Source organism: Salinarimonas ramus, assembly GCF_014645695.1.
Taxonomy (GTDB): domain Bacteria; phylum Pseudomonadota; class Alphaproteobacteria; order Rhizobiales; family Beijerinckiaceae; genus Salinarimonas; species Salinarimonas ramus.
Genome location: NZ_BMMF01000004.1, coordinates 1 through 19,012 on the forward strand (window position 1 = coordinate 1; position 19,012 = coordinate 19,012).

Genomic DNA, 19,012 nt, shown 5'->3' on the forward strand with positions numbered 1-19,012 from the left:
ATCACCATGTCCCTCCGACGAGCGCCTCGTATTCCGCCAGCGGGCGCAGCAGCGTCGCGGCTGCGATCTCCGGGGCGTCGACGGCCTCCTCGTCGCGGATGCGCCGCACGGCCCGCCCTCCCGCGCCGGCGACGCCCTCGAAGTGCGCGGGGTCGACGATCCGCCCCTTGCGGCGCGCGCTCGGCGGATGGCTCGCGACCTCGCTTCCGCCGTAGGCGATCCGCACGCTCGCGCCCGTCACCGTCACCCGGACGCTCTCGCCGATCAGCCGCCATGGGACGGAATAGGCCGAGCCGTCGACCTCGATCGTGCAATCGGCGCCGACCCGCCGGACGAGATCCCGCGTGGCGAGGAACGAGCCGTGGCCCGGCAACGGCTCGAGGCGCGCGGCCTCGTCGCGGGCGAACCGCACGATCGGCGCCTCGCCGGTCGTGCCGTGCTCGCGCACGTCCGCGATCTCGCGCGTCCACTCATCGAGATGCGCTTCAAAGGCGGCAAAGCTCTCGAAGCTGCGCCCGGCGATCGCGTTGTTCTTGACGTAGCCGACCCCGCGCTCGTCCTTGCCCTTGGTGCGGGCGCGATACGGCGCGCAGGCGACCACCCGGAAGCCCCAGTGCCGGGCAAAGGCATGCAGCCGCGGGTTCAGGACGACCTCCCGGCTCGCCGGGTCGTGGTGGAGGACGAGGGCGCGGGCGTTGTCCAGGAGGACCTCCTCGGTCACGCCGCCGAAGGTTCGGAAGGCGCTCTCCATCCCCTGGAACCAGCTCTCCTGGCGCTCGCCGTCGAAGGCGCGGACGTGGAGGCGCCGCGAGTAGCCGAGCGTGGCCACGAAGAACGACACCCGCCGCTGCTCGCCGCCGATCTCGACGCGCCGCTCGCCGAAGTCGATCTGCAGCTGCTGGCCCGGGCGCGTCTCGAACCGGATCGTCGCCCGCGCCTCGGCGCGGAGCTCACGACGCAAGTGGGCGACGGCCCGCTCGACGGTGCGCAGGCTCACCACGACCTTCTTCTCCGACGCCAGCTCCTGGCGCACGACATCGGCGTTCCCGGCGTGACGCCGGAAGCGCTCGGCGATCCAGTCCTCGAGCCCGTCCAGCTTCTTCGAGCGCGACGGCGATGTCGGCGGCCGCCATCCACCGGCTCTCAACCAGCGCCGAACCGTGTTCCGCGAGCACCCCAGCTCCGCCGCGATCCGCTTCGAGCCGCAGGGCCGCGGCGTGCGTCGAACCGCGACGCGATCGGCTCCGCGGGCAGGCAGCATCGATCTCCCACCCGGGCCGCGGAGCTTCCTCGCTCCGCGGCCCGCTCAGGCGTTTCCCCGAAAGCCCTCGGGATAGGCGACCGCAAGGCCTGCGTCCGTGACTGAGAGGTCGAGTGCGCGCACCCGCGCGCGCACAAGGCGCTCGCGCGCGCGTACGAAATCCGGCAGGGCGCGCACGTCCCACAGGTTCGAATCCGCGGGGATGAGGTGACGCTCGAGGAAGGCCTCGTCGCGGGTCTGGATCCAGGTCGAAAACGGCAGATCGCTCTTCTCGAGGTTCTCGCGAGCGGGGAGGATCTGCAGATTGCCCACGCGGTCGACGGCCTCGAGAATGCGCACGATCTCGGTTTCTGAGAGGTTTTTCGCCATCAGCGCCTTACGATTGGCGAGCGCGCGCGGGATGATGTGATCGACATGGTGAGGCGTGACGCCCCAGGCATGCGCGTCGTAGAGCAGCGACAGGGCCAAGAAGCAGGTTCGTCGGCCATAGGTCGCGTCCAGGAGCGCGTCGATCGCCGCCTCGTCGAAACCGGCCACGCGTCCCCGTGAGGCGAGGCCGCGCACGAGGGGGCGCACCGGGAAATCCGCGTCTGGCCCGCGCTCGGCTTGGAGGATCGCGCGGGCACGACCGATCGTCGAATCGGAATTGCCTCCGAAAACCCCGTTGAGAAGAGACCCGACGAGCCAACGATGGATCTTTCCGGCGTTGCGCGTCTCGAACGGCGTGGACCCGTCGAGCCCGCCGGCATCGGCCTTGTGAAGCCAATAGGCGATGGGCAGGAGAGCGTTGACCGATGTGAGCGTGTGCGCGTCGATGCCGAAGCAGTTGACGAGGCGCAACGTCGCCTCGAGGCTCACCTTGATGCGCGTCCAATCCTTTTCGATCCGCGCAAGGTTGGCGGCGTTGAAATTACCGGCGCGGTAGCGCTGGTCGAGGTCGCACAGAACCAGGCAAGACTTCAGCACGAAATCCTTGTCGATGTCGTTCTTTGCGGAAAGACCGCGATTGAGGTGCTCGACGAGCTCGAAGATCTCCTGGCGTGCGCTCGCGCCGCCCCATTTCGCCGTAATCATTGACATCAAGAGGTCGGACTTGGCGAGCTTGAGACCGCCGTCATTGGCACGAATGAAGATCTCGACGACGCGATCGTAGGACTGATGTTTTTCGGTGTAATAGGCGACGACCTCGTCCTTCCAGATCGCGCGGTAGAGCCGATCGAAAGTTCGTCCAACGAGACGCTCGTCGGCGCGTGTCGCGGTCTGCGGCAGGCGATCGAGGATCTCCTCGCGCAGCCGATCGTAGGCGTCGTCGCCCACGCAATCGAGAATGCGCCCGACCTTCATCCAGAGCCGACCGCCACCGCTCGGCGGTTCGACCTCTGCGAAGCGAAGACCGTAGGTGACGCCCCGCTCGCCGCCGTCCTCCTCCTCGTCCTCCGCGTCGGGATCCTGGAGAAGGTCGATGTAGAGACGCTGACGGCTCCAGGAGTCGGGATCGTGGCGGCGCTTGTATTTCGGCCGAACGGACAACGTGCCCCTCAAGCCGAGGAGGAGCGACGTCAACCGCTGCTGCCCATCGAGGACGAGCACGACCTCGCGCCCGTCAGGCTCGACAGGTGTGTTTTCGGTCTCGCCGACGCGGTAGTGCTCGACGAAGCGGTAGATCTCCCAGTCGCTGCGCCGCTGCGGATCGATGTCCCAGAACAGGAAGGAGGAAATCGGGAAGCCCTTGAGAAGCGAATCGAAAAGCGCCACGATCTGGTCCGGCTGCCACACGTAGGGGCGCTGGATCGCCGGAAGGAAATACGTTCGATTGACTTGATCGACGACGCGCGCGACGGTGGAGGACTGGTACGACATACGGGCTCCGCAAAAAACGCCAAGGCGCGCCGCATGAGCGCAACGCCCCTATTCACATCCCGTTTGCGGCAAATCGGCAGGTCGTCAAGCACCATCGCTCGTTCGTGGGCACCACCTCGACACGCTCGCCCAAGGGTGGTTGCCAATTCCTGCGGCGATGGATCGCGGCTGCTTCTCGGCAAAGGTCTGCGAGGCTGCGCTTCGTCAGCCGCCCTGGGCGGTGCCTCGGTTCGCTGGCGGCGTTTCCGATGGGGTCGTAGCGCGACGATACGCGTGGGCGCGATCTTGAAGAGCGTCTCGAGCATCCGCGCAGTGTTGCGCCGCCGTTCCGCGGTCGCGCCTCGCCGACGTCCACGCTTGTCCGATTGAGAAAAGCTACCTCATGTCGCCCCATCGCGGGCGGACAGACCGACTCAACCACTTCGGTCACCTGTCGGGTCCGTTCCTCGAAAGCGAGGCGAAGCGGCTCGAAGATCGCCCGTCACGGGCGGAAATAAAAGCCCGATTGACTTTTTCCCTCAGGATCAGTCGATCGGGCTTTACTCGTTTTCGGTCGATCGCGTCTGCGCCTCGGCGATGCGCAGCAAACGGGCAAGCGCCGGGCGAAACGCAGTCCGCCGCCGCACGTCGAGAGATCGAGGCTCAGATCGCCGACTTTTGCGATATCCACGAAACAGCACAGGCAGCGTCGCTCCACCGAGATGCAAAGCCGTCAGTGCGCGTCGATGTCATGCCGCAAGCCGTTCGGGCGCCACGAGCCGCTCGGCGAAGCGCAGCCCGAGCTCGCCGCCGGCGCTGCGGACAATCGAGGCACGGACCGCGCCTGTCTCCAATTCGAGGCTCACCGTCTCACCTTCGCGAATGCCGTCGAACGCGGCGATACGGGCGCCAGTCTCGCTGACGTCGAGCATCGTCGTCGTGACCCGACGGCCATTGGCGAGCACGACCACCGCGGTGCGGGTCTTGACCCGCATCGAGTCGCGACGATCGCGGACGTCGGCGGACACGCCCTCGAGGAAGCTCTCGACCGCCGAGGAAAGTTCCTCGGCGACCTTGGTCAGCGTGGTCGACACGCCGAGGACGCTGCGGGCCTGACCCGACGTCTCGTCGATCGCCGCGGTGACGGTCTCGACGTTCTGCGTCGCGTCGGTCGAGCCGCGCGAGGCGATGGAGATCGAGTGCGAGATCTCCTTCGTCGCCGAATCCTGCTCCTCGACCGCGCTTGCGATGGCCTGCATGAAGCTGTCGATCTCGTGGACGGCGCCGCCGATCTCCCGGATCGCTTCGACGCTCTCGCGGGTCGAGCCCTGCACGGCAGTGATCTGCTCGGCGATCTGGTCGGTCGCCTTGGCCGTCTGGTCGGCGAGCTGCTTCACCTCCGCGGCGACGACCGCGAAGCCCTTGCCGGCCTCGCCCGCGCGCGCGGCCTCGATGGTCGCGTTGAGCGCAAGCAGGTTCGTCTGCTCAGCGATGGTGCGGATCATGTCGACGACGGCGCCGATCCGCTCCGCCGCCTCGGACAGGCTCTCGACCTTGCCATTCGTGCGCTGGGCCGTGTCGTTCGCCTTACGCACGATGGTCGAGGCGCGAGAGGCCTGCTCGGCGATCTCCCGGATAGAGGCGGAGAGCTCCTCGGCGGCGCTCGCCACCGACTGCACCTCGGCCGCCGCCGTGTTCGACGCGTCGCGGGCGGCACCGGCCTGCCCGGCCGCGGCACCCGCCACCTGGGTGAGAGAGCCCGCGGTCTCGCGCATGGTGCGGGTGCCGTCGTTCACGCTCGCCAGCGAGCGGGCGATAATCTCCCGGAAGCGGGCGATCAGCCCTTCGAGCTGCGACTGGCGCTGGCGTTCGCGGTCGCGCTCGGCATCGGCCTCGCGCTCGAGGCGCGCGCGCTCCGCGGCATTGTCGCGGAAGACGACCACGGTGCGTGCCATATCCCCGATTTCGTCGCGGCGTTGCGCGTGCGGGATCTCGAGGCGATGGTCACCCGCGGCCAGAGCCTGCATCGCGGCGACGAGGCCGCCGATCGGGCGCGTGATCGAGCGGCCGACGAGCCATGCCGCGGCCACGGCCAGGCCCGCTGCGACGAGCAGCGAAAGAAGTGCGAGCGTCTGGAAGCCGGCCGCAGATGCGCTCACCTCGGCGCCGATGCGCTGGTTGGCGGCCTCCTGAAAATCGATGAACCGGTTGATCGCGGCGAGCCAGTCGCTGAAGAGCTCCTTCACCTCGCCAGCGAGGACCGCATAAGCCTCGTCCACCGCGCCCGCGTTCTGCAGGCGGATGATGTCGGCGACGAGCGGGTTCGTCCGCGCCTGGATCGTGGCGATATCGGCCAGGATCGCACGCTCCTCCGCGGAGGCGTCGACCTCCTCGACCAGCGCCTGCATGGCGCGCTCGTTCTCGGCATAGGTCGCGGCGAGATCGGCGATCAGGCGCTCGGCGGCGCGCCGATCCGAAGCATTCTCGACGAGCACGACGTCGCGGATCGCGATCGCCCGATCGTGCACGCTGCCGCGGAAGTTGATCGCGTAGCGCTGGAGCCTGCTGTTGACCTCGTTGATTTGAGCGAGGTTCCGGTCGAGCAGGTTGACCTCACCGACCGATACGAACGTCAACCCGCCCATCAGGACGAGCATGAAGGCGAAGCCGAGCGCGAGGCGCGCGGCGATGCCGGCCTTGATCTGCGACATGGTTCAAAGTTCCCTGGAGAGATCGACGCGTGCAAGACGCACAAATGTTAGGCTCAGACACCCTAAAGGCTCCGTAAACTACCGGACCCTCAGATCATGAAAGCTTCCTGCGGTGGGGTGGAAACAACGGTCGGCTCGATGCGCGTGTGCGGCTTTCGCAAGAACGGGATCGCGCTCATTAAAGGCCGGCCGAAGCGGACCACACCTTCGAGACGCGCGCGCAGCGCCGCCGGCGGGAACGGCTTCAGCAGCGCACAATGATAGCCCGCGTCGAGCATCGGCCGCAGCCGGTCGGGGTCAGGCGTCATCGTCATGAGAAGGAGACGACAGGCGGCGTTGCCGTGCCGTGCCGTTCCCTCCCTGGCGAGCGTCACCGGATCGAGCGGGCCCGTCGCCGTGTCGACGAGAGCGGCGGCGAAGCGCCGTTCTTCCAGCGCACGCACGGCCTCGTATCCGTCGTGGACGACGACCCGGTCGTGAACCCCGATTCGGTCGAGAAGCACCTCGAGCAGCGCCGTGACCTTTCGGTTCTCGTCGACGACGAGAACGGGCGTTTCCTCGTTCGTCATCGCACCGCCTCCCAATCCTCGACGTCCAAAACGAACGCGTCGAAGTCCGTCGCTGCACCATGCGCCCAGATGTGACCCGACACCCGCTCGGCTTCGCGGGCCAAGGCCGCTCGATCATCGGGCCCGAAGGCTCGCGGGCGCGTGTCGATCAAGCAGAGCGAGCCGAGGCGGATCCGCTCGCCCATGAACAACGGCGCGCCAGCGTAGAAGCGGATGAAGGGATCACCGAGGACGAGCGGGTTGTGCGCAAAGCGCTGATCGGCGGCCGCGTCGGAGACGACGAAGACGTCGTCGGCGAGGATCGTATAATTGCAAAAGGCGACGTCCCGGCAAGTCTGCTCGGCTTCGAGCCCGACGCGCGACAAGAACCACTGACGGTCGGCGTCGACGAGCGAGACGAGCGCGATCGGCACAGCGAAGCGGCGCGCGACGTCCCGACAAATGACGTCGATGTCCGGATCGGACGGCGCGTCGAAGATTTCCAATCCTCGCAGCCGCTCCAGGCGCTCTTTCTCGTTTTCGGCGACCGAATAGCGCATCGTCCTTCCTCCTCGTTCCCGAGCGAGGAGCGAAATGGCTCTTGATCCTTACGGGATCTTTGCGCCATTGCTCGAAAGCGAGGACAATTGACACAAAAGTCGACGCACGTGCCCGGCGGCCCGGTCCAATGCTTTCTGATCGGTTGCCGCGATCACCGATCAGCTCGAGGGGCGCCGTCACCTGGATCGACCCAGTGGGCCGCACCTCTCTGAACCGCGCCGTGTGTGGATGCCCCGGTCGTGTCCCCGATGGTGGTGTAGCTCGACGGGAGCGGAGCCGTCCGGCCGCGCGCCCTCCATAGCGCCGTAGCGGACGGACGGCTTCGCGGGTGGTCATCGANGCGGGTCGCGAGGAACGAGCCGTGGCCCGGCAACGGCTTGAGGCCCGCGGCCTCGTCGCGGGCGAAGCGCAGGATCGGCGCCTCGCCGGTCGTGCCGTGCTCGCGCACGTCCGCGATCTCGCGCGTCCATTGATCGAGATGCGCCTCGAGCGCCGCGAAGCTCTCGAAGCTACGTCCGGCGATGGCGTTGTTCTTGACGTAGCCGACCCCGCGCTCGTCCTTGCCCTTGGTGCGGGCGCGATACGGCGCGCAGGCGACCACCCGGAAGCCCCAGTGCCGCGCGAAGGCATGGAGCCGCGGGTTCAGGACGACCTCCCGGCTCGCCGGGTCGTGGTGGAGGACGAGGGCGCGGGCGTTGTCCAGGAGAACCTCCTCGGTCACGCCGCCGAAGGCACGGAACGCGCTCTCCATCCCCTCGAACCAGCTCTCCTGGCGCTCGCCGTCGAAGGCGCGGACGTGGAGGCGCCGCGAGTAGCCGAGCGTGGCCACGAAGAATGACACCCGCCGCTGCTCACCGCCGATCTCGACCCGCCGCTCGCCGAAGTCGATCTGCAGCTGCTGACCCGGGCGCGTCTCGAACCGAATCGTCGCCCGCGCCTCGGCGCGAAGCTCACGACGCAGGTGGGCGACGGCCCGCTCGACCGTGCGCAGGCTCACCACGACCTTCTTCTCCGCGGCCAGCTCCTGGCGCACGACGTCGGCGTTCCCGGCATGACGCCGGAAGCGCTCGGCGATCCAGTCCTCGAGCCCGTCCAGCTTCTTCGAGCGCGACGGCGATGTCGGCGGCCGCCATCCGCCGGCTCTCAACCAGCGCCGAACCGTGTTGCGCGAGCACCCCAGCTCCGCCGCGATCCGCTTCGAGCCCCACCCGAGCGCCTTCAGCGAAAGCATCGCCGAGACCTCGTCCGGCTCCTTCATCTCCAGCCCCCGTGCAATCTGCTCCTGGGGGCATCTGTGCATCCATGCGTCGTCCATCGCGACCTCCTGCTCGATGGCAGGGGGTCAGTTCCTCAGGTCGGCAGGGGGGCAGTTTGTCGTGTCGCCCGACAAGAGCGCGCCCGCCGTGGCCAGACCGCGAGCCTGACGTGCTGGTAGCGGCTGCTCTCAACAGGCGCGATCCTGCCGGGCGAAACGACTGCCGTCACGTGATCTCGCAACCCGCCGGGAGGCACAAGTTGTAAGCTGACCGGCCACCGCCGCGCGAGGCCGTCGAGGAACTCAGCTTCGGTGATCTCGGGGCAGGCCACGAACCCGCGCAGCCGACCGTCCGCGCTCAACCAAATCCACAGGCCGAAGGAGCGCCACCACCGGCTCTCGCGACGCCGATGATCCAGAACGTTCCGGCAGGCAATGCGCCAGCCGTGGAACGCTGCGACGGACAGGTTCACGTCGAACTCGACCGCGAAGAACGGGCCGCCAGTGATCGCCATTATCCGACGTGACAGTCGTGAGGAGTAGCGTCTCACACATCTTGAGCATTTCAGCGACAGGCAGCGGTTCGAGGAAGAGCACGTCACAGGATGTATTTAGAATAAATAAATTCATGAAAAAGCGAACCCCAGCAGAAGTTGCCCGAGACATGGGAGCCAAACCCATCAGAGACGTATCAGGGCTGCCGCATGAAGTTGATTGCCACGGATTGGATAGAGCCCTCATGGGAGACGAATCGTTCGAAGAAGGAATGAGGGAACGGCGCGTATGGATTGATGAGAAATGTGGGGGCCGCCACAGCATAGAGCCACTGAGAAATACAAGTGGTGATCGAATTGGCCGGAAGTACCACTTCGAGAACGCGAACGATGCGTTTTACTTTAGGCTTCGCTTCTGACCGCCGCTGGCGATTGATTTAGCGTAGGCGCAGCGGACTTCCTTCTCGTTTATATTGGGGCGGACTGAAGCGGCTCGTTCATGAGCCCTGTTAAGGTCGTGTTCGCTGCCGCCGAGCGATCCTCCGCCCGGAGGTCTCGAATGGCGAAGCTCCCGAGCGAGTGGAAGGTCTATCAGCGCAAGCGGGGTCTGAACGGCCTCGCCAGCCGCGTGTGGGCTGCTGGCAGAGCCTCGGGCCGATCTGTCCTCCCTTTCGCCGTCGTCGGCGTGCTTATCGGCGTCGGCGCGGTCTCCTTCATCGATCTCATCTCCGCGAAGTCGCCGCCCTTCAGCCCCTCGCTCTGGTTCTGCGAGGACCGCACCCATCTCGGGCTGGTCGGGAAGGCAGCCGTGATCGACGGCGACACCATCCGGCTGTGCGGCCTCGACACCAGCGTGCGCCTGTACGGGATCGACGCGCCCGAGAGCGGCCAGCCGTGCCGGAATGCCGCTGGTCGGAGCTACCGCTGCGGCTCAGAGGCGACGGCGACGCTCTCGGACCTCATCGGGCGTACCGGGCGCGTCTCCTGCGAGCGGAAGGATGTGGACCGGTATGGCCGGATCGTCGCGGTCTGCCGAGCAGGCGGCCTCGACATCAACGCCGAAATGGTGCGGCAGGGGTGGGCGGTCGAGTACCGCCGCTACTCGGATGGGCGCTATCGGGACGAGGAAGCTGCCGCACGCGACGAGCGCCGTGGGTTGTGGGCGGGCAGCTTCGTCGCGCCTTGGGATCACCGAAGGGGCGAGGTGAACGTCTACCGCTAGCCTCGCCCACTCGATAGCGCACTCACTCGGCGGCCTGCACCCGATTTTCGGCGGTCGTCGTGCGCTTCTGCCCGAGCCCGATCTCCTTCGCGCGCTGGGAGCGCAGGGCCGAGTAGTTCGGCGCGACCATGGGATAGTCGGAGGGCAGCCCCCACTTCTCCCGGTACTGATCAGGGGTCAGCCCGTACGCCGTCATGAGATGCCGCTTCATCGAGCGACAGTGCTTCCCGTCCTCAAGGCAGATGATGTAGTCCGGGGTGATCGACTTTCGCACCGGCACAGCCGGAACAGGCGGAAGGCTGGGCACCGGCTCCTCGGCGGCCTTTTTGAGGGCTACGAGCGCACGATGGACCGACCCCAGCAATTCCGGCAACTGCGCGGCTGGTACGGGATTGTTGCTGACGTAAGCGATGACGATAGACGCGGCCAAGGTCACATGAGTTTGCTCGGACATAGTTTGCCTCCAAGTCGTTACGTCAAGGAATAGCAGCGATGCCGGTGCCGTCAAACACTTCGCGCGCCAGCTTCAATTCCGCTGCCCGAATAAAAAGCCTGTTGGCGGCAGAATTTCGGTACATCAGCGGCAGGCATCGGCTTCGCGATGAGATATCCCTGCGCCAACGTGCAGCCAACCTTGCAGAGGTATGCCATCTGCGTGTGTGTTTCGACGCCTTCGGCTACGACACCCATGTCCACGCCCCGTGCAAGCTGCACCATTGCCCGGATGATTGCGTCAGCTTTTTTGGACATGGCAGCATTCTGAACGAAGCTGCGGTCAATTTTCAACCAGTCTACTGGCAGGTCGTGTAAATGCATCAAAGATGCATAACCGGTGCCGAAATCATCGAGCGCAACGGCGATTCCCATACCTCGAAGCGTGCTGATCGTCGCTTTGACATGCTCGGAATTTGCGCCGAGAAGCACGCTCTCCGTGATCTCGACCTCAAAATGGTTCTTCGGTAGAGCGTAGGTTTCTAGCATCCTTGCCACCCGTGACGCGTAGTCATGCCGGGTGAACTCGACGTTAGACGCATTGATTGCCACCGATCCGAAGTCAACCTCTGCCTCCAACCATTTGGAGGCATCATCAACCACAAGATGAAGCATTCGCTGGCCGAGATCGAAGGCGAGGTCTGTATCCTGAAATGCCGCCATTACTTCGCCCGGAGAGCGAAGCTGCCCATTTTCATCGCGCCAACGTAGGAGCGCCTCAAAACCTTGAACATGCCCGGTAGCAAGACAGATTTTCGGCTGATAGAAGGGCCTTATCCGATCCTCCAAGAAAGCTAGTCGTGCCGTCCGGAGCGTCGCGACCTTCTTGATCGTCTCAACACGAAGATCATCAGTGAACGTTAGCCAGCGATTTCGACCAGCGCGCTTGGCTGCGTACAGTGCCATGTCGGCGGCGACCATCAAGTCTTCTGGCGTAGAGCCATTGTACGGCGCAACCGCTATTCCGACGCTGGCTCGCTGCTCGAACTTCTGCCCGTCGAGGCAAACCGCGTCTTTCAGCCCTCTCAGGATCGCCTTCGCGACAAATTCCGCTTCAGCGACATCCACTCCCGGCAACAGAACCGCGAACTCGTCGCCGCTCAGTCGAGCGGGTGTCGTGCTCGCCGGGCAGGCGGCGGCGATCCTCTTCCCGATTTCTGTAAGGAGCTTGTCGCCCGCGCTGTGCCCGAGCGTGTCGTTTACGTCCTTGAAGTTGTCCAAGTCGATCAACAGCACCGCTACTGGCTGTGTTCTGCTGGTCTCCGTCAAGGAAGCCGATAACAAGCTCTGGAATAGCTCGCGATTGGCGAGGCCCGTAAGTTGGTCGTACCATGCCAAATTGAAGAGCTTATGCTCGGCACGTCGCCTTTGGGTGATGTCCGTGTAGGTTCTGACTGCGCTCCCGTCCTCTCTGTGGACCGTCCGAACCTCTATCGTCGCTCCATTGGGCCTGTCCCGCTCATAGATGTTCGGGGCCCGGCGAAGCTCGTATCTGCGGCGCATCCAAGGAGGTTGATCAGCCTCATAGTTGATCATCTCGCCTGCCTGCTCTTGGTAGCGGACGACATCAGAGAACGTGACGCCGGGGCGGATCAAGTCGTGCGGAAGGTCCAGCAGTTCGAGCAGGCGAGGATTGTGAACTTTGATCGCTCCATCAGCATCGACCATCATGAGGCCCTGATCCATGCTCTCAAGCGTTGCGCGAAGCAGCGAAGCCTGCGCCGTGATCTGCGCTTCGGCCTCTCGCGATTCGTGCACGTCGAGGGCGATACCGATCCACTCCTCGATGCCGAAAGGCGTGCGGACCGGAGCGAAGGTGACATGATGCCAGCGGTAAACGCCGTCGTGTCGCCTCGTCCGAGCCTCCATTTCTCTCGACCGCCCGTCCTTGGCGGCGTCAAGACGCAGGCGGAACGCCGCTTCCCGGTCGTCGGGATGAAAGATGGAGAAGCGCTCCTTTAGCTCGGTTCCGATCTTGCCGTGATAGTCGATCATCCGTTGATTGCAGTAGATCGTCTTTCCTTCAGAGCTTGCAATCCAGACCTTTTGCGGCAGGGCGTCGGCCAGAGCGGTGTACTCACTCGAACGTTTTTCGAAGGCCGCCTGCGCCACCTCAACCTGAGTGCGGTCGTGCGCTACGAGAAGCTTTTGTCCGCCGCCGAGCGGCACCGAGGTGACTTGCAGGCTCCGCCCTTGGGCACGTCCAAGGTCGCGCACCACGGGTTCCGGCGCGTCGCCTAGCTCAGCCGCCGCCGGAAGGCCGCCAGTCAAGACGGCGGCTCGCCGGTTGGTGATCGAGGAGCGGCCATGCCCATCGATGACGATGAGACCGGCCTCCACATTGTCGAGCGCGGCCTGCAAGAGCCTGCTGCGTACCCGCAGTTCAAGCTCGCGCATCACGCTTTCTGCGAGCGATTGAAGGAGGCGACCCTCTTCGCCCGAGATGCCGCTGGGGCGTGCTTCGTAGTCGAGGACGCACAACGTGCCGAGTGGAAGCCCCTCGTCCGTCTTCAGCAGCGCACCTGCGTAGAAGCGGAGCCTCGGATCGCCAACGACCAAGGGATTATGGCAGAAGCGGTCATCCTTCGTCGTGTCGGGCACAACGAAGAGGTCTTGTGCCAAGAGCGCGTGGACGCAGATCGAGATATCGAGTGGTGTCTCGCGAACGCCGAGGCCGATCTCCGCCTTGAACCACTGGCGGTCCCTGTCAATGAAATTGATAACGGCAATCGGTGCGCGGAAGAGGCGCGACGCTAAGAGCGTCGCGCTTTCGAAGGCTTCCTCCGGCTCGGTGTCGAGGATGTCGTACTTCTTCAAAGCGAGCAGCCGGTCCTCCTCGGACCACGGCAGTCGCAGGTCGCGGACACACTGGTTCACGATCTCCCCCCCGAGCGAAGCCACTGGACGCCCTTTTGTTCGTCAAGCCGCCTTGACCCCCGACAGGAAGGACGTGACCTCATCGCCAAGGCGCGACGAGTTCTGAGCAAGCTCCTTCGCGGCCCCGAGAACCTGCGAGGCGGCAGAGCCGGTGTCCGTCGCGCCGCGCTTCACCTCCACGATGTTTTCGGTGACCTGCTCCGTCCCGCGCGCCGCCTCCTGCACGTTCCGAGCTATCTCCTTTGTCGCTGCGCCCTGTTCCTCCATAGCAGCCGCGACGGTGGTCGAGATCGACGCCATCTCGGTGATCGTCGCGCTGATCTCCTGAATGGCGGTGACGAAGTGGCGCGTGGCCTCCTGCACCTGCCCGATCTGCTCTGCAATCTCTCCTGTGGCCTTGCTGGTCTGGCCCGCAAGCTCCTTCACCTCAGCGGCGACGACGGCGAAACCGCGCCCGGCAGCGCCAGCACGCGCCGCTTCGATGGTGGCATTCAAAGCGAGCAGGTTCGTCTGCGCGGCGATGTCGTTGATTAGGGAGACGACGTTGCCGATTCGATCCGCTCGCTCGGCCAGCGCGCGCACGGTCTCGTCGGTTCGCTTCGCCTCGTCCTGCGCCTTCGCGGCAACCTTGGACGAGTGGGAGACGCGATGCGTGATCTCCTGAATGGAGGCGACGAGTTCCTCGGTCGCGGCTGCTACGGTCTGCACGTTCGCGGAGGTCTGCTCTGCGGCGCTGGCGACGGTGACCGACTGCGAGTTCGTCTGCGCAGCGATGCTCGACATTGACTGAGCCGTCGCCTCCATCTCGGTCGCTGCGCTCGTAAGGCCCTGCGTCAGCGACGCCACCTGCGCCTCGAACTTCTTCGTTAGGTGGTCGAGCGTCTCGGCGCGACGCATCTTTGCGGCGTTCTCGACGGCAGCAGCTTCGTCAGCGGCCTTCTTGGCGATCAGCGCGTCCTTGAACACCTGAACCGCGTCCGCGATGCTGCCGATCTCCGTCTTTTCGCCCCGAGCGGGGATTTCGACGGCGAGATCGCCATCAGCCAACCGACGCATCGGCGCGACAACTGAAGCTATGCCTCGCGAGACGCCACGCACAATGAAGGCGGCCATAGCGATGCCGAGCACCGTGGCGACAAGGAGTGCGACGATCACCAGCGTAGTCGTCGTCTCCTGCGTGGAAGCGCCTGATGCAACCGTAGCGGCGGAGTTCCTGTCGTTGAAGGCTACCAGTTCTGCAAGCGCTTCATCGAGACCCCGCCCGAACGGAAGTGCCTTCTCCCTGTTGTGATCGCGCGCCGCTACCAAGTCATTACGGCGAGAGTGATCGAGGACCACTTCTGCCTCGCGTAAGAAGCCTTGCCAGTTCTGCTCAAAACGACGGAAGATAGCGTCTTCCTCGGGAGTCTCGATCAGCGGTTCATAGCCGAGCGCAGCGTTGTTCGCTGCCTCTACGAGACGGGGAAGTAGTTCGTCAACCCGCCGCTTCTCGGCTGGATCATCGTACATGATGTGCCGCAACATGGCGAGCCGGTAGGCGGAAGTCTGGATATTCATGTCGCCCGCGAGCCGCACGCTTGGAAGACTAATTAGACCGATATAGTCGGCGGAGGCCGCTACGTTGTTCGTTCCCCTCAGAGATACCAACCCTACTGCTCCAAGCATCACGATCAACAGAGAGAAAGCTGCGATAAGCTTCGCCTTAATGGAGATGGACTTCATCTCACACGCTCCTGATGTTCCCGAGCACGCGCGTAGAGCGGGGGGTGCGCCATGCTTTTGTTCGACAGGCGAAGTCTCGGACTGCCTAACTAATGATCATTTAACAGCGGTATGGTGTGCAATATTTTTTTGAGGTCAGCGGTTGGTAAGCTAATCGAGCGGCGCGAACGGTAGGTTTCGACGGTTGACCAATGGGGCAATTTTTTCGCGGCAAGCAAGCTATTTCCGGTGAGGCGCTCCGGGTCCGCGGTACGTGCCCTCGGCCTTCAACTTTTGCCGCTTCGCTTCGCGCTCCCGCTTCTTCCGCTCCTTGTCCTTCTCTCTGAGCGCCTCGTCCCGCTGCGCCTTAGTAATCGTCTCCTGCGGCACAGCGCGCGGCCTACCCGCCGGGGCTCGGACATAGCCGAGAAGTCCGGTCTCCTCGACGGGCTCGATGACGGGCTGCCCGAGGCCATTCTCCTCGATGTAGGCGGCGAGCGCTTCCGCTTGGAACCGATCATAGAGGAAGACGAGGTAGTCGTCGGTCGAATCCGGATTGCGCAGGTCGCCCCGACCGGCGAACTGGATCACATCCTCGATTTCTCGTGCGCGCTCGATTTCCTCTCGGCTCAGTCCGAGAGAGCTTATGAGAGGATCATCGTTCTTCGTCGCCTTGCTGCTGTAGATGTAGAAGCAGCACCGGTAATGGCTCAGGCTGTTTGTGCCCTCCGCCTTAGGCGAAACCATCTCTCCTGAGATGTGGCCTTCAAAATACTTCATGATATCTGTGTTAGCAGACCAGTATCCAATCTCTCGGTTCGAAATGTACTTCAAAATTCGCGTGAGGCCCGGCTTGCCTTTGCGCAAGAGGTATGTACTGGAACCTCGATGCATATCAGCGAAATAGCGGATAATAACTTTTCGCGGCTGCCGCGTGCGTCCTTGGACCTGCTCCTTGGTAATTTGGAGCATGTTGGGATGAAGGTTCTGCGTCACCTTGGCGAGGATGCTATGCTCGTACCCGGCAGCCGCAATCGTGACGCTCGCAGCGGATCGGAGGTCAAGCAGGGTCCATGCTGACCACCAACTGAGCTTTCGCCCCCGGAGGCGCGCGTCCTCCCAATCGAGAACATCGACGTAGGCACCCTGCGGGGATCGGGCTCGGCGGTCGAGCGAGACGAGCGCCCTGCCGAGATCATCGAGCATGAAGGAGCGGGAGTCGGGAGCGTCGTCTCGGACGCGGAGACGCGACCAATTCGCACCGGCAACGGGCACAAGGTCGTAGCTGGCCTTGAGCAGCGTGACCGTGGTCGGAACATCGAGCTTGCCCGCAAGGACGGCGTTCGGGACTTCATCGACCACGACGTGCCAGTCCTTGATGTTCGCGAGATCGGCGGACATCAGGCCCTCGTGCGTGATCTGAAGGATGACGTGGCTGTGGTCCTCGAATTCCGCTATAGCGTCGATGATCTGAACGCTAACCGGGTGACGCCGTTTCTTGCCCGAGTGGATAGATCGGATCAGCGGCTTGCAATTTGCACCGGCCATAAGCCGATTGAGGTCTTGTTCCCGTTCATCGATAAGCTCGGTCCGAGGCGAAGCGAAAATGTACTTGCCCGGAGTGTTGACCATCTCGTTCATGAGGAGATAGGTTTTGCCCGAAGACGGCGGTCCAATGATTTGACGAACTTGCATTGAAGAAATCCTGATTGAGCAATGACCTATAATCATGTCCGCCGCGTGTGTGGTCTATATATTTTTCTGGACACAATTATTTGCCCGACGATGGCGAGAACTGCCTGCAACTCGATTGAAGACGACGGGCCGAGGCGGAGCCGAGGTCTGGCGACGGCATGAGAGTTGCTCGGGCAGTGCTCGACCATCGTCACCGGGGAAGGTGCGGCGATTGCGCCAGCCTGCTGGCGCGAACGGCGCATCTGCCCCGTGGGCCTGACCTGAAAGTGAGCTTCCTGTTGGGACCGCTCCCGCGCTCGCGCCTTCAGCGCTCGGCGTCAGCGGTGCTGCTGCGCTCCTCGCCGGGCGGCGAGCGCCCGCCGCTGGCGCGCACCAGCGTGCTCCTGCTGGTTCTCGAACCGGCAATGTTTCATTCCCCCAACCCCAAACAGAACGGGGTCGAAATCGGCGGCGCAGCCGCCGCGTAGGCACGTGTCGGACGTGGCGGGGGGGCACTCTGAAGCACGCGGCGGAACTCGGCGGTGAAGAACCTTTTCGGACGGCCCGGTACGGGCATTGCTGATTGCAACGGACCCGCAGTAGCCTATGGAGCGCCCGCTCTCGGCCCGAGGTCACCACATGCGGAGTTCGGAACATGCTCGATGTAGTTCGAGGTCGTCAGTTCAGGGAGAGCGTTGGTGGCTTTCTGAACCGAAAGGCGTCAGCGACGCGGACCGCGAAACGTTCAAGCTCCTCGCGCGTGCAGCGCGCGTCCTCGCCGCGCTCCCAAACAGCCGGGCGGAAAGGATCGTGTCCGACCTCGAAGCCGCTCATAGGCAGGAGGCTGCCCTTGCTCAGGACGCTTCTGCGTGCCGCCCGCTGGCGGCCCTCCGCAACAAAGGAAGAGCCGCGCCCGCATTTCGCGGTGTCGCGGCTCTCGAAGACCCACGTGATCACCCCACGGGACACCTTCTTACATATGTGATTCGTTCGGCGTCGTCCACCAGACTAGGGCTGCAACATACCGCAGAGGACACTCCTTGCGCGTCGCGCCCTGACGTAATACGATTTTGATGCGCGACTTCGTACATGCCCCCACGGGTCGCAAACTTCTAGGCGCGTCAGGAGCGATCTTGACGCGCCGTTTTCTTGGTAATCTTTGTTGTCCGCTGTCCGATACCGCAGAGCTTACGGCGTGCGCACCGCTGTTGCAAGCCGCATTGACTGAAGAAGCCGCGTCTGGAAAGGTCGGGATGTTCGGGCACTAAGCGGAGGTTCGAGTAATGCGTCACGACGGGGGCTGCCTCTGCGGCGAGGTTCGGTACAGCGTGACGACAGCGCCCACGCGGGTCACCTTCTGCCACTGCAAATTCTGCCAGCGAACGACCGGCTCGGCCTACCTCGTTGAGCCCATCTTTGACAAACGAGCTTTCGAGGTCACCAAAGGTGAGCCCACCACCTACGACCACACCTCGGAGGGCAGCGGCAAGGTCATCCACATCCACTTCTGTTCGACCTGCGCGACGAAGCTGTTCCTGACGTTCGAGCGCTTCACGGAAGTGGTGGGCGTTTATGGCGGCACCTTCGATGATCCGAACTGGTTCGAGCGCTCGCCCGGCAACTCGAAACACATCTTCCTCGGCGTTGCTCAGCGGGGGACGATCATCCCTGCGGGGATCGCCTGCTTCGAAGAGCATGCCACGAACGTCGAGGGAGAGCCGAACGAGCCTCGCGTCTACAGCAGCCCTCACGCTGTATGAGATGACCGCTGGCGCGTCTGCGCCGCCGAGGTCAGGTCCGCCTCCATGAAGTGCAGGAGTTCGGCCACCCGTGGCGGCACGTCGTAGTACGCGTCCCGCATCCTGAAGCCGAGAGCCATGTACAGCCTAATCGCCTCGTCGTGATAGACGCCGGTATCGAGGCGCATCACCTCGTATCCTCGCTCGAAGCTAAGTCGAAGGAGCTGCTCGCAGAGCAACCTCCCCGCGCCCGAACCTCTTGCATCGCTGCGGACGAAGAGGCGCTTCATCTCGCATGCGCGACCATCGAGGGGACGCATCATGACGCAGCCGATGGTCCGGCCCCCAAGTCTCGCAAGCAGGATTTCTCCACGTGGTGGCGCGTGGACCTCGGGAAGGCTGTCCAAAGTCGCGGCCCACTTATCGGGCGCGTAGTAGGCGTCGATCAGCCACGTCTCGGTGGCGTAACGCTCGCGGAGCCACGAGAGAAATCCATCGCAGAGGTCTCGCACGTTGAGGAAGTCGTCGGGGGATCGCGCTGCGGTGATCGTCACGCTGTTCTCCATGGTGCTCCTCCACTTCGGAAGTGGCGGCCTCCTCGGTTAGAAGATGCGTCAGTAGAAGAGGTTGCGATCACA

The 19,012-nt window shown here is 64.1% G+C and carries 11 protein-coding genes and 3 pseudogenes; 2 read left to right on the forward strand and 12 right to left on the reverse strand.

Going from position 1 to position 19,012, the window contains the following annotated elements; genetic code table 11:
• Position 1: 1 nt before the first annotated feature.
• From istA (IEX89_RS06720) to IEX89_RS06750, 7 genes and pseudogenes are all read right to left on the reverse strand, one after another.
• Positions 2 to 1,204 (reverse strand): annotated as a pseudogene (gene istA, locus IEX89_RS06720) (IS21 family transposase); the annotation flags it as partial.
• Between the two features lie 102 nt (positions 1,205 to 1,306).
• Entirely contained in the window at positions 1,307 to 3,121 is a 1,815-nt protein-coding gene (locus tag IEX89_RS06725; RefSeq protein ID WP_188911027.1) for a DUF262 domain-containing protein, read from the reverse strand.
• A 728-nt stretch (positions 3,122 to 3,849) separates the two neighbouring features.
• A complete protein-coding gene (locus IEX89_RS06730; protein ID WP_188911029.1) occupies positions 3,850 to 5,811 on the reverse strand; it encodes a methyl-accepting chemotaxis protein in 1,962 nt (653 codons plus the stop codon).
• A gap of 89 nt (positions 5,812 to 5,900) precedes the next feature.
• Positions 5,901 to 6,380, reverse strand: a complete 480-nt coding sequence (locus IEX89_RS06735) for a response regulator (RefSeq protein ID WP_188911031.1) — start codon at positions 6,378 to 6,380, stop codon at positions 5,901 to 5,903.
• Complete coding sequence (locus IEX89_RS06740) at positions 6,377 to 6,919, reverse strand: GAF domain-containing protein (RefSeq protein ID WP_188911034.1); 543 nt, start codon at positions 6,917 to 6,919, stop codon at positions 6,377 to 6,379. The genes IEX89_RS06735 and IEX89_RS06740 overlap by 4 nt, the downstream gene beginning before the upstream one ends.
• A gap of 353 nt (positions 6,920 to 7,272) precedes the next feature.
• Positions 7,273 to 8,235, reverse strand: a pseudogene (gene istA / locus IEX89_RS06745) (IS21 family transposase); the annotation flags it as partial.
• 35 nt (positions 8,236 to 8,270) lie between these two features.
• On the reverse strand, positions 8,271 to 8,690 hold the full coding sequence (locus IEX89_RS06750; RefSeq protein ID WP_188911892.1) for a hypothetical protein: 420 nt from the start codon (positions 8,688 to 8,690) through the stop codon (positions 8,271 to 8,273).
• A 538-nt stretch (positions 8,691 to 9,228) separates the two neighbouring features.
• Here IEX89_RS06750 and IEX89_RS06755 point away from each other — a divergent pair.
• The gene (locus IEX89_RS06755; protein WP_188911036.1) at positions 9,229 to 9,891 is read left to right on the forward strand and encodes a thermonuclease family protein; all 663 of its coding nucleotides are present in this window, start codon (positions 9,229 to 9,231) and stop codon (positions 9,889 to 9,891) included.
• 22 nt (positions 9,892 to 9,913) lie between these two features.
• Here IEX89_RS06755 and IEX89_RS06760 read toward each other — a convergent pair whose 3' ends face one another.
• The 4 genes and pseudogenes from IEX89_RS06760 to IEX89_RS06775 form a co-directional block, all read right to left on the reverse strand.
• On the reverse strand, positions 9,914 to 10,345 hold the full coding sequence (locus IEX89_RS06760) for a Ros/MucR family transcriptional regulator (protein WP_188911038.1): 432 nt from the start codon (positions 10,343 to 10,345) through the stop codon (positions 9,914 to 9,916).
• A gap of 50 nt (positions 10,346 to 10,395) precedes the next feature.
• Positions 10,396 to 13,260, reverse strand: coding sequence for a bifunctional diguanylate cyclase/phosphodiesterase (locus tag IEX89_RS06765; RefSeq protein ID WP_188911041.1), 2,865 nt, complete (start codon positions 13,258 to 13,260; stop codon positions 10,396 to 10,398).
• Between the two features lie 42 nt (positions 13,261 to 13,302).
• A pseudogene (locus tag IEX89_RS06770) lies at positions 13,303 to 14,961 on the reverse strand (methyl-accepting chemotaxis protein); the annotation flags it as partial.
• 240 nt (positions 14,962 to 15,201) lie between these two features.
• Entirely contained in the window at positions 15,202 to 16,602 is a 1,401-nt protein-coding gene (locus tag IEX89_RS06775) for a hypothetical protein (protein ID WP_188911044.1), read from the reverse strand.
• Positions 16,603 to 17,918: 1,316 nt separating this feature from the next.
• Here IEX89_RS06775 and IEX89_RS06780 point away from each other — a divergent pair.
• Positions 17,919 to 18,395 (forward strand): GFA family protein, encoded by a 477-nt coding sequence (locus IEX89_RS06780; protein WP_188911046.1) that lies wholly within the window; start codon positions 17,919 to 17,921, stop codon positions 18,393 to 18,395.
• Here IEX89_RS06780 and IEX89_RS06785 read toward each other — a convergent pair.
• On the reverse strand, positions 18,383 to 18,940 hold the full coding sequence (locus IEX89_RS06785) for a GNAT family N-acetyltransferase (RefSeq protein ID WP_188911048.1): 558 nt from the start codon (positions 18,938 to 18,940) through the stop codon (positions 18,383 to 18,385). The genes IEX89_RS06780 and IEX89_RS06785 overlap by 13 nt on opposite strands.
• Positions 18,941 to 19,012: the final 72 nt, after the last annotated feature.